The organism is Rhodococcus sp. NyZ502, assembly GCF_041464245.1.
Classification (GTDB): Bacteria; Actinomycetota; Actinomycetes; order Mycobacteriales; family Mycobacteriaceae; genus Rhodococcus_F; species Rhodococcus_F qingshengii.
In genome coordinates this window covers 3,226,453-3,238,065 of sequence record NZ_CP167155.1, presented here as the reverse complement: position 1 = coordinate 3,238,065, position 11,613 = coordinate 3,226,453, and the positions used below count along the sequence as shown (strand labels likewise).

Annotated in this window: 10 protein-coding genes; 6 read left to right on the top strand and 4 right to left on the bottom strand. The window is 63.7% G+C overall.

Annotation, left to right across the window (positions count from 1 at the left end):
• Positions 1 to 21: 21 nt before the first annotated feature.
• The 3 genes from ACBG85_RS15005 to ACBG85_RS14995 form a co-directional block, all read right to left on the bottom strand.
• A complete protein-coding gene (locus ACBG85_RS15005) occupies positions 22 to 1,107 on the bottom strand; it encodes a hypothetical protein (RefSeq protein WP_372023890.1) in 1,086 nt (361 codons plus the stop codon).
• Positions 1,108 to 1,253: 146 nt separating this feature from the next.
• Positions 1,254 to 2,414 carry an MFS transporter gene (locus tag ACBG85_RS15000; RefSeq protein ID WP_372023888.1) on the bottom strand — a complete coding sequence of 387 codons (1,161 nt, stop codon included), beginning with the start codon at positions 2,412 to 2,414 and terminating at the stop codon, positions 1,254 to 1,256.
• Positions 2,411 to 3,265 (bottom strand): PAC2 family protein, encoded by an 855-nt coding sequence (locus ACBG85_RS14995; RefSeq protein ID WP_223257810.1) that lies wholly within the window; start codon positions 3,263 to 3,265, stop codon positions 2,411 to 2,413. The genes ACBG85_RS15000 and ACBG85_RS14995 overlap by 4 nt, the downstream gene beginning before the upstream one ends.
• Positions 3,266 to 3,433: 168 nt before the next feature.
• Between ACBG85_RS14995 and metH the strand changes: the two genes are divergently transcribed.
• The 6 genes from metH (at position 3,434) to hisG (ending at position 10,757) form a co-directional block, all read left to right on the top strand.
• Positions 3,434 to 7,003 carry a methionine synthase gene (gene metH / locus ACBG85_RS14990; RefSeq protein ID WP_083057558.1) on the top strand — a complete coding sequence of 1,190 codons (3,570 nt, stop codon included), beginning with the start codon at positions 3,434 to 3,436 and terminating at the stop codon, positions 7,001 to 7,003.
• Complete coding sequence (locus tag ACBG85_RS14985) at positions 6,996 to 7,694, top strand: HAD family phosphatase (protein ID WP_260646537.1); 699 nt, start codon at positions 6,996 to 6,998, stop codon at positions 7,692 to 7,694. Before metH ends, ACBG85_RS14985 begins: the two co-directional genes overlap by 8 nt.
• Positions 7,695 to 7,706: 12 nt before the next feature.
• On the top strand, positions 7,707 to 8,567 hold the full coding sequence (locus tag ACBG85_RS14980; RefSeq protein WP_042450983.1) for a rhodanese-related sulfurtransferase: 861 nt from the start codon (positions 7,707 to 7,709) through the stop codon (positions 8,565 to 8,567).
• Positions 8,568 to 8,624: 57 nt separating this feature from the next.
• Positions 8,625 to 9,485: a pseudouridine synthase gene (locus ACBG85_RS14975; protein WP_370333993.1), complete on the top strand. Its 861-nt coding sequence runs from the start codon at positions 8,625 to 8,627 to the stop codon at positions 9,483 to 9,485.
• A gap of 59 nt (positions 9,486 to 9,544) precedes the next feature.
• Entirely contained in the window at positions 9,545 to 9,808 is a 264-nt protein-coding gene (locus ACBG85_RS14970; RefSeq protein WP_003944933.1) for a phosphoribosyl-ATP diphosphatase, read from the top strand.
• A 97-nt stretch (positions 9,809 to 9,905) separates the two neighbouring features.
• Positions 9,906 to 10,757, top strand: coding sequence for an ATP phosphoribosyltransferase (gene hisG / locus ACBG85_RS14965; RefSeq protein WP_003944905.1), 852 nt, complete (start codon positions 9,906 to 9,908; stop codon positions 10,755 to 10,757).
• Positions 10,758 to 10,803: 46 nt separating this feature from the next.
• On the opposite strand, the gene ACBG85_RS14960 is transcribed toward hisG, so the two are convergent.
• Complete coding sequence (locus ACBG85_RS14960; protein ID WP_003944950.1) at positions 10,804 to 11,613, bottom strand: thioesterase family protein; 810 nt, start codon at positions 11,611 to 11,613, stop codon at positions 10,804 to 10,806.

Sequence of the window (11,613 nt, the reverse complement as noted above, 5' to 3'; positions counted from 1 at the left end):
GAGAGACGCCCCCTCTTTTTCCTACGGGCGATCCGTAGCAGGGGATGCGGCGCGTCGCCACTGCGATTCTTTCTCGATCATCCATGTGAGCAGGTGCTCGGCCGCCGCCTCGTCGGAGTCCGGGCCGACCAGCAGATCGGCGAACGCTTGGCTGGGGGCGACGATGCGGATGCCGTCGCGGGTGAGCAATCGGTCGAAGGCAGACGGTGAGAGGGGAGCGGTGATCCACACGTCACCGCCGGATTCCACCCGCCGTAGTCCGAGAGCGTCGGCGAACTGATCGACGTTGTCGGCATGGAAGTGGGCACGTCGAGTGGGCGCGTACCGAGCAAAGGGTGCGGCGGCCACCGAGGCGGTACCGGCGTAGATGTGACCGCTGAGCTGACGCAGTTGATCGAAGAGTGCTTCCAACCCGTCCGGCGCGTGAAAGCCGTGAGGCGTCGGCGCTTTGGCCCCGGCCTCAGCCGCCCATTCACGAAGCATCTTCGGCCAGCGGACGTCACCGATCCCACCGCGGGGGAGCCTGGTCACCAGTTCACGATCCGACAGTGTCTGAACCACCCGATAGGTTGCTCCCGTCGACGCACCGGCCAGGCGCACCAAGGCAGTGATCGCCAGTGGCGCCGCGAAATCGGCAAGCGCACGCACGACGCGAGCTGACGGATCGCCCGTCAACTGTCCGGAAGGACGTCCGGGCCCCCGCCACGGATCGGCGTCGGCTCCGCGTCCACGCACCCAGACGGCGGGTCGATCAGCGGTCAACGACACGTTGCCCGTGGCGTCTGCGTACGAGATCGCGTGGGAATCGAGCTGCCGGCGAACCGGCTCGGACAGATATTTTGCGCACACGAAGCCGGGTTGACCGGTGGGGAAGCGATCGGCGATACCGGGAACGTCGCTGCTCAGGACACCGTGAGCGGCGTACACGCCGAATTTGGCCACCGAGCCGTCAGGGGAGCGGAGGTCGAGTCGGAGTGGCGCCTCGGACAGGTCGGGGGAGCGCTGCATCGACAAAGACCAGGTAGGAGGCAAATTTTCTTCGATGACGGCAACCGATCGCCGAAAAATGTCGATCGGCCGTTCCGGTTCCGACTCAGATTCGCTCATGTTCCAATGGTATCAATATCTGTCGACGACGGAAACACAAGATTTTCCGAATAATGTTCGCCCTGACAGCCTCGCGACAACGGTGGTCGCTTTCGCCGAGAAACTCACTACCTACACAACTTCGAATTCGAAATTGCCGAGATCGATCAGCGTTGCTTCGGCATGATCAGGGGAGCGACGACGGCGAGCAGTAGTGCGGGGATCAGGAAGCTCGCGGCAGGCGAAGAGTCGTAAATCGGTGTCAGGGCCAGGGGAGCAAGAGCGGCGCCGCCGAAGCGCATCGCTTGGACGACGGAGACGGCGCCGCCACGGTTCGGCCCCGCGGATCCGAGGACCGCCGCGTTGACGCCGACCAGCACGAACTGGCTCGCGACGCCTGCGACAAACCATGCGATCGCGATCACCGGCACCAAGCCGGCAAGGCCGACTACGGAGACCAGAACTGCTCCGCCCAGGGCGCCGATCATCACGGAGGAGCGTGCGCCGATGCGATCGATGAGGATTCCGATGCACCGGGCCGAGAGGATGCCGGCCACGCCGAAGACGGTGAGCAGTAGGCCGCGGACGGTGGGGGACAGCCCGAACTCGTCTTCGAAGCGGAAGGCGAGCAGGAAGCTCAGTCCACCGAGGGCGCCCCAGCCGAGCAATGCAGCGATACCGATGCGGAGCACTTCGGGGCGTAATGCATCGCGGAGACGGGCGGGAGTGGTCGCTGCCGGTGCTTCGGACTTCGGAAGTCCGACGGCTCCCAGAATGCCCGCGACCACTGCGATGACGAGAAAGGCCAGACGCCAGTCGAATTCGGCCGCCAGCCCGCCGATCAACGGAGCCGACGACTGCCCTGCGGCCTGGAAAGCGCCGAAGGCTCCGAGGGCTCGACCCAGCCGTGCCTGCGGTGTTGCGGCCGCCAACGAGGCAAGCAGTAGCGGCGTGGTGAATGCGTTCGCGGAGCCCTGCAGTACCCGGGCGGCAAGGAAGATCTCGAGTGTCGGGGCGAGGAAGCATGCCAACGACGCGAGGACGTAGACGCCGTAAGCGATGCGCACCGTCCGAACCTTGCCCCACCGCGTCCCGAGTGTCCCCGACACCAACATCAGAGCGGCGAAGGGGAGCAGGTACGCGGTGAGGGAAGAGGCGGCCGCCGACGGACCGACCCCTAGATCGTCACCGATCTCTGGAAGAATCGAAGCAACCACGCCGCCGCCGAACGGGCCGAGGAACCCGCCGGCGTACAGCGCGATCAGCTGAAGCCGGAGGCGCAGTGGGCGCTGTGTACTTCCGCCTTCTTCTGGAGTGTTCTTGCTCACAGTCCGAAGCTGCCGGGGCCTCGCCGTCTGAGGTAGCGCTCGAATTCCGCGGCGATGGCATCGCCGTCGATCTTGGAGATTGCTTCGCTGATGTCGGTTTCGGCGTCTCCCCGTTCTTCCAGGGTGCGCACGTATTCGCCGATTTCCTCATCGTCCGCGGTCATTTCGTTGACCGCTTCCTCCCAATCCTCCGACTGAGCCGGGAGCTCCCCGAGTGGGACCTCGATGTCGAGAACATCCTCGACTCGTTGAAGGAGGGCCACTGTGGCCTTCGGGTTGGGTGGCTGCGAGACGTAGTGCGGAACCGCCGCCCAGAACGAAATAGCGGGTACACCAGCACGAACGCACTCGTCCTGAAGAACCCCGGTGATGCCCGTCGGGCCTTCGTACCGCGTCTGTTCCAGGTTGAATCGGGCGGCGGATTCACTGCTGTAGGCCGTGCCCGTCACCGGGACCGGTCGGGTGTGCGGAGTATCGGCGAGCAGGGCGCCGAGGATGACGACCGTCTTGACGTTCAGTTGGTCGATCAGCTCGAGCAGATCCTCGCAGAAACTGCGCCACCGCATGTTGGGCTCGATCCCGCGAAGCAGGACGATGTCGCTCTCGCTGCCAGGAGGCGAACAGACCGACAAACGTGTTGCCGGCCAAACGATTTCGCGAGTGACACCGTCGACCTGCCGGACTGTGGGGCGGTTGACCTGATAGTCGTAGTAGTCCTCTGAATCGAGTTCGGCGAGCGGCTGGGCATCCCAGATCAGCTCGAGATGTTCGACCGCACCGCTGGCTGCGTCACCGGCGTCGTTCCAGCCCTCGAAAGCTGCAACGAGGATGGGATCACGTAGGACAGGGATGTCGCCCTCGAGGCGGTCGCTGCTGTCGACGGCAAAGCCGTCAGGGCTCTCGAAGGCCGCGGAATCATCGAAATCGACCGGGCCGTCGGGAGTGACGGGGAACTCACTTGGACTCACCCACCCAGCCTACGGCCAGAGCTTGTCGGTGCGCCCACTACTCTGGACGGCATGTCTGCCCCATTTAACTCTGCCCTGCTTGATGCGCTGAAACAGCGCGTTGTCATCGGCGACGGAGCGATGGGCACCATGTTGCAGGCCGCGGACCTCACCCTGGACGACTTCCTCGGCCTCGAGGGGTGCAATGAGATCCTCAACGACACCCGTCCCGACGTGCTCAAAGACATCCACCGTGCGTACTTCGCCGCTGGTGCCGATGCCGTCGAGACCAACACCTTCGGTTGCAACCTGCCCAACCTCGCCGACTACGACATCTCTCACCGGATCCGCGAACTCGCGGAAAAAGGCACTGCTCTCGCCCGTGAAGTAGCGGACGAGATGGGACCAGGCCGCGACGGCATGGCCCGATTCGTACTCGGCTCGATGGGACCGGGAACCAAGCTCCCCAGCCTGGGACACGCACCGTACGCAGTCCTGCGTGACGCGTACACCGAAGCTGCGCTCGGCATGATCGACGGTGGCGCCGACGCCATCCTCGTCGAAACCTGCCAGGACCTGCTTCAGGTGAAAGCTGCAATCCTCGGCAGCCAGCGTGCGATGGAGCAACTCGGACTGCGGTTGCCGATCATCACGCACGTGACGGTCGAGACAACCGGAACGATGCTCCTGGGCAGTGAGATCGGTGCGGCGCTGACGGCACTCGAGCCACTCGGTATCGACATGATCGGTCTGAACTGTGCCACCGGGCCGGCCGAGATGAGTGAACATCTCCGTCATCTGTCCAAGTACTCCACGCTGCCGGTGTCGGTCATGCCCAATGCCGGCCTGCCGCAGCTCGGCCCCAAGGGCGCCGAGTATCCGCTGACTGCCGACGAATTGGCCGAAGCCCTCAGTGGTTTCGTCTCCGAGTTCGGACTCGGCCTCGTCGGTGGCTGCTGCGGTACGACGCCCGAGCACATCAGCGCGGTCGCCGACGCGGTCCGTCAGGTCGAGAAGACCCAGCGCACGCCGATCCACGAGCCGAGCACCTCTTCGCTGTACTCGGCGGTGCCGTTCGAGCAGGACGCCAGCATCCTGATGATCGGCGAACGCACGAACTCCAACGGCTCCAAGGCTTTCCGCGAGGCGATGCTCTCCGCGGACTACCAGAAGTGCCTGGACATCGCCAAGGACCAGACCCGCGACGGCGCACACATGCTCGACCTCAACGTCGACTACGTGGGCCGCGACGGTGCCGCCGACATGTCGGAACTTGCCAGCCGCCTGGCGACGTCCTCGACGCTGCCGATCATGCTCGACTCCACCGAGCCTGCCGTCCTGCAGGCCGGCCTCGAGCACCTCGGTGGCCGCTGCGCCGTCAACTCCGTCAACTACGAAGACGGCGCCGGCCCCGAATCGCGTTTCCACAAGATCATGACTCTGGTCAAGGAGCACGGCGCGGCGGTCGTCGCCCTGACCATCGACGAAGAGGGCCAGGCTCGCACCGCCGAGACGAAGGTCGCCATCGCCAAGCGTCTGATCGAGGACATCAAGGGAAACTGGGGACTCGCCGAGTCCGACATCATCGTCGACGCCTTGACCTTCCCCATCTCGACCGGTCAGGAAGAGGTACGACGCGACGGCATCGAGACCATCGAAGCGATCCGTCAGCTCAAGGCTGCGTACCCGGAACTGCACTTCACCCTGGGTATCTCGAACATCTCGTTCGGTTTGAACCCGGCAGCTCGTCAGGTCCTCAACTCGGTGTTCCTGCACGAGTGCACCGAGGCAGGTCTGGACACGGCGATCGTTCATGCGTCCAAGATTCTGCCGATGGCCCGAATTCCTGACGAGCAGCGTGAAACCGCACTCGACCTGGTCTATGACCGTCGTAGCGAGGGCTACGACCCGCTGCAGAAGCTGATGGCTCTGTTCGAGGGTGTCTCGGCTGCGTCGGCGCGCGAGTCCCGTGCGCAGGAACTGGCGGGACTTCCGTTGTTCGACCGGCTCGAACGCCGCATCGTCGACGGCGAGCGCAACGGCCTCGACGACGACCTCACCGAGGCGATGACGATCAAGCCTCCGCTGGCCATCATCAACGAGACCTTGCTCTCGGGCATGAAAACCGTCGGCGAGCTGTTCGGCTCCGGACAGATGCAGTTGCCGTTCGTGTTGCAGTCGGCCGAGGTCATGAAGGCTGCCGTGGCATTCCTCGAACCGCACATGGAAGCGAGCGACGAGGACGGCAAGGGTCGCATCGTGATCGCGACCGTCAAGGGCGACGTTCACGACATCGGCAAGAACCTGGTCGACATCATCTTGAGCAACAACGGCTACGAGGTCGTCAACATCGGTATCAAGCAGCCGATCGCGACCATCCTCGACGTCGCGTTGGACAAGAAGGCCGACGTGATCGGCATGTCCGGACTGCTCGTGAAGTCCACTGTCGTGATGAAGGAAAACCTCCAGGAACTCAACGCACGCGGAGTCGCCGAGAAGTTCCCGGTTCTGCTCGGTGGTGCGGCGCTCACGCGCTCCTACGTCGAGAACGACCTGCAGGAGGTGTACGAGGGCGACGTCAGCTATGCCCGCGACGCCTTCGAGGGTCTGAACTTGATGGACCAGATCATGACGACCAAGCGTGGTGGCGGCCCGGCGCCGGACAGCCCGGAGGCCATCGCTGCTCGCGAGAAGGCTGCCGAGCGTAAGGCACGTCACGAGCGTTCCAAGCGCATCGCCGAAAAGCGTAAGGCTGCAGCGGTTCCCGTGGTCCTGCCGGAGCGTTCCGATGTCGCAACCGACATCGCGGTGCCGACACCTCCCTTCTGGGGCTCGCGCATCGTCAAGGGAATCTCGCTGTCCGAGTACTCGGGGCTGCTCGACGAGCGCGCTCTTTTCCTCGGCCAGTGGGGCCTTCGCGGTCAGCGCAAGGGCGATGGTCCGACGTACGAGGAACTGGTCGAGTCGGAAGGCCGTCCGCGACTTCGGTACTGGCTCGATCGGCTGACGTCCGAGGGCATCCTCGCGCATGCCGCGGTCGTGTACGGGTACTTCCCGGCGATCTCGGAGGGCGACGACGTCATCGTGCTCACCGAGCCGAAACCGGATGCACCCGAAAGGTTCCGATTCACCTACCCGCGCCAGCACCGCGACCGCTTCCTGTGCATCGCGGACTTCGTTCGCTCGCGCAAGGACGCCGAGGCCACCGGGCAGGTCGACGTACTCCCGTTCCAGTTGGTGACGATGGGTCAGCCGATCGCGGACTTCGCCAACGAGTTGTTCGCATCGAACTCGTACCGCGATTACCTCGAGGTTCACGGAATCGGTGTCCAGCTCACGGAGTCTCTGGCCGAGTACTGGCATCGACGCGTCCGTGAAGAGCTAGTGCTTCCCGAGGGTCACACCGTCGCGGAGCAGGATCCCACCGAGGTTGCCGGTTACTTCGATCTCGAGTACCGCGGCGCTCGTTATTCGTTCGGATACGGCGCGTGCCCGGATCTCGAGGATCGAGCCAAGTTGGTTGCGTTGCTCGAACCCGAACGAATCGGCGTCGAATTGTCCGAGGAGCTGCAGCTGCATCCCGAGCAGTCCACGGACGCTTTTGTCCTGCACCACCCGGAAGCAAAGTATTTCAATGTCTGAGTTGTTGACCGAAGTATCCGAATCAACGCTCGGTGGTGTCCTGTGGGACATGGACGGCACCCTGCTCGATTCGGAGAAGCTGTGGGACATCGCGCTTCGTGAGCTGTCCCTACGCCTGGGCGGACCGATGACGGAAGCGACACGCGTTGCCGTCATCGGTGCGTCGAGTCCCTTCGCCCTTGCGACGGTGTTCGACGCGCTCGGCCTGGAGAAGCATCCCGATGCCATCGCCGAGGCGAAGGACTGGATGTACACCCGCGTCGGCGATCTGTTCGAGGACGGCGTGACCTGGCGGCCGGGTGCTCGCGACGCACTGTCGACCGTGCGTGACGGTGGTTTGGGTTCGGCACTGGTCACCAACACCGAGCGAGTTCTGGTAGATCGGGCACTCGGCATGCTCGGCCGTGAGTTCTTCGACCATTCGGTGTGTGGCGACGAGGTCCCCAACGGGAAACCGGCAGCGGATCCGTACCTGCGCGGCGCGCATCTGCTCGGACTCGAGCCTGCGCAGTGCCTCGCGATCGAGGACTCGCCGACCGGCACGGCGTCGGCCAGCGCTGCGGGTTGCGCGGTGCTCGTCGTTCCGTGTGAGGTCGACGTCCCGGCCGGCCCTGGACGAATGTTTCGAGAGTCTCTGGTGGACTTGTCCATTCACGATCTTCACGACGTTCACTCGAGCGCGGCACGTTAGGCTGGATTTGCTGTGGCTATTCCGAAAATTGTTCTCTTCTACCAGTTCACGCCGTTGGCGGACCCGGAAGCGATCAAGCTGTGGCAGCACAGCCTGGCCGAGTCCAACAACCTGACGGGCCGGATCATCGTCTCGCCGCACGGGATCAACGCGACGGTCGGCGGAGACATCGAGGATGTCAAGCGATATGTCCGTGGTACGCGTGGTTACGAACCCTTCCGTACCGCTGACATCAAGTGGTCGGACGGCCTCGGGAACGATTTCCCTCGTCTGAGTGTCAAGGCACGCTCGGAGATCGTGACGTTCGGTGCCCCCGACGAGCTGAAAGTCGACGAGAACGGTGTGGTCGGCGGAGGAGTTCACCTGGTGCCCAAGGAACTACACGAACTCGTCGACACTCGCGGTGACGACGTCGTGTTCTTCGACGGGCGCAATGCCTTCGAAGCCGAGATCGGCCGTTTCCGAGATGCGATAGTTCCGGACGTCGCCACCACTCGGGATTTCGTCAACGAACTCGACAGTGGCAAATACGACCATCTCAAGGGCAAAGCCGTGGTCACGTACTGCACCGGCGGAGTGCGCTGTGAGGTGTTGTCTTCGCTGATGCGCTCACGTGGCTTCGACGAGGTCTATCAGTTGGACGGCGGAATCGTCCGTTACGGCGAGACTTTCGGCGACCGCGGCCTCTGGGACGGTTCCCTGTACGTGTTCGACAAGCGGATGAACATCGAGTTCTCATCCGAAGCCAAGACACTCGGCGTGTGTGTCGATTGTGGTACTCCGACCCCGCGGTACCGCAACCGGATCGACGGCGACGGCCGAACCCTCGAATTGCTCTGCGAGAGTTGTTCACCAGACCTCGAGCAGGACTGAGCTGTGCCCAAGGCTCCGTTGCCGATCCGAAACGGTCTCGGACCTGACCGGCTGCGGATGCCGGCGGAGTCGTCGGCGCGGACCGTCCTCGAGTACCTGGTCGGCGAGCATCCCGGGGAGCGGGACCTGTGGGCGGACCTCGTCAGCGCCGGGGACGTCGTCGACGAGCACGGGCGGAAGATCACGAGCCGAACGCCCTATCAGCCGACCCGGTTCGTGTACTTCTACCGCGAGCCGGCCCCCGAGATTCCGGTTCCGCACGAGATCGAGATCTTGTACCGCGACGACTCGATTCTCGTGATCGACAAACCGCACTTCCTGGCGACCATTCCACGGGGAGCGCACATCGTCGAAAGCGCAGTCGTGCGCCTGCGTCGTGACCTGGACCTTCCGGATCTTGCGCCAGTTCACCGCCTCGACCGGATGACGGCGGGTGTCATCGTGTTCACCGTGACACCGGACCTACGACGGCCGTACCAGGAACTTTTTGCCGAGCAGCGGATCGTCAAGGAGTACGAGGCGATTGCGGGCTTCGATCCGGAACTGACTTTCCCTCGCACCGTGCGCAGCCGCATCAACAAAGTTCACGGCGAGATGACGGCTACCGAAATCGCGGGCGAGCCGAACAGTGAGACCTCGATCGAACTGATCGAGGTGATCACCGACTCGGCCGGCCGGACGCTCGGGCGATACAGGTTGCTCCCACGGACCGGCCGGACCCATCAGCTTCGGCTGCACCTCAACTCGCTGGGCGTCCCGATCGTCGGTGACAACTACTATCCGGAGTATCTGCCCGCAGTGCCCGGTGACTTCTCGACTCCGTTGCGATTGTTGGCGCGAGCGTTGGAGTACCCGGATCCGATCACCGGGCAGACCCGCAGGTTCGTGAGTTCGCGCAGCCTCGACGCAGGCCTGTGAACACCGCTGTTCGTGGGCGTGTGAAAACCGCTTCCGTCCTCGTGAAAGAATAGCTACCCGTGAAGACCTTCGAATCCTTGTTCGCCGAATTGACCGAGCGCGCTGCTACTCGCCCCGAGGGGTCCGGCACTGTCGCCGCCCTCGACGCCGGTGTGCATGCTCAGGGCAAAAAGGTCATCGAGGAAGCCGGTGAAGTGTGGATCGCTGCGGAATACCAGAGCGATGAGCAGCTAGCCGAGGAAATTTCCCAGCTGCTGTACTGGACGCAGGTGTTGATGGTCGGTCGCGGACTGACCCTCGAGGACGTGTACCGACATCTGTGATCGGAGCTGACCAGCGAGATGTACTCCGTCTCGCTCGTCCAGGGCTTCCGATTCATGTCGTCTCACGTCACCCACACCTTCCGAAAGGACATCCACCATGCTGCGCGTAGCAGTTCCCAACAAAGGCTCACTGTCCGAGTCCGCCGCCGAGATTCTCAGCGAGGCCGGCTACCGTCGACGCACCGATTCCCGTGATCTGACAGTCCTCGATCCGGCCAATCAGGTCGAGTTCTTCTTCTTGCGCCCCAAGGACATTGCGATCTACGTCGGCTCCGGTGAGCTGGATCTCGGCATCACCGGTCGTGATCTCGCCGGCGACTCGGGTGCTCCCGTATCCGAGCGTCTGTCACTGGGCTTCGGCCGTTCGTCGTTCCGTTACGCAGCACCGGCCGGCAAGGACTGGGCCGTCGAGGATCTGTCCGGCCTGCGCATTGCAACGTCGTACCCGAACCTGGTCCGTAAGGACCTCACAGATCGCGGACTCGACGCCACCGTCATCCGTCTCGACGGAGCAGTGGAAATCTCGATTCAGCTCGGCGTCGCCGACGCGATCGCCGACGTGGTCGGATCGGGTCGTACTCTCCGCCAACACAACCTCGTGGCTTTCGGTGAATCGCTCTGCGATTCCGAAGGTGTCCTGATCGAGCGCACCGGCGCTCCGCAGGACGATCCCGCCCGCAACCAGCTCATCGAACGCGTTCGCGGAATTGTCTTCGCGCAGCAGAATCTGATGATCGACTACGACTGCCCGCGCACCATCCTCGACGACGCCATCAAGATGACGCCCGGTATGGAGTCGCCAACGCTCTCGCCGTTGGCCGATCCCGACTGGGTCGCGGTTCGCGCGATGGTCCCGATCAAGGGACACAACCAGGTGATGGATGCCTTGGCCGAACTCGGTGCCAAGGCCATCCTCGCGTCGAACATCCGCTCGGTACGCGCTTTCTGATCACTGCCTGAATAGATTTACGCGCATTCGCGCCCGTTCCTGGAAATCAGGAACGGGCGCGAATCTGCAAAGTCTGGGCGATACGGCCCACGGCACCCTGCTCGTCGTAGAGCACGCCCGCACACATGCCGACGCCGTCCGGACCCGTTGTGGTTTCGGCGGCGACACCGACCCACTCTCCCTCGGGCACACGGAAGATATGCACTGTGAGATCTGTGTTGAGAAACGTCCAGTGCTCCGGGTCGAGCTTGGCGCCGACCCCGTTTGAGATGTCGGCCACCGCGAACAAACGCTCGAGAGCAGACATCTTCTCACCCTCGACCAGCTCTGGCTTGGGGCGCGCCCATACCTTGCCGGTTCCCACGCACCCGATCGGAGCAATCCAGGACCAGTCGAGGGTCTTGAGATAGCCGACGCTCCACAGACCCTCGAGAACGCCCGGGGTGCCGCTGTCGCGGGGTTCGAGCGGGGGATCGACTACGTGGACGACGTCGCCGGTATCCACCGTCTCCATCCGCCACGCCGTACCGCGCGCAACCGCGCGTGCAGATCCGTCGGCGGTGGTTGCCCACAGTTCGGCGACGATCAATTCGATTCGGCGACCGGGTCGTTCGATCCAGGACCGGACTTCGAGGTCGGCAATCGGAATCGGTCCGAGAATCTCGACGACGACGCGCGTCAGACGGGTTTCGTCGCGCGCACCGCACCGCTCGAGGGCTCGTACCAACAGCGCCGACGGGGGAGCGCCGTGCTGCAGTGTCGGGCCCCAGATGCTGACAGTTGCCTGCGTGCTCGCGAACCGCTCGTGCCCTTCCTCCGTCGTTCCGAGGTAGCGGTAGTACGAACTGTCCGTCAT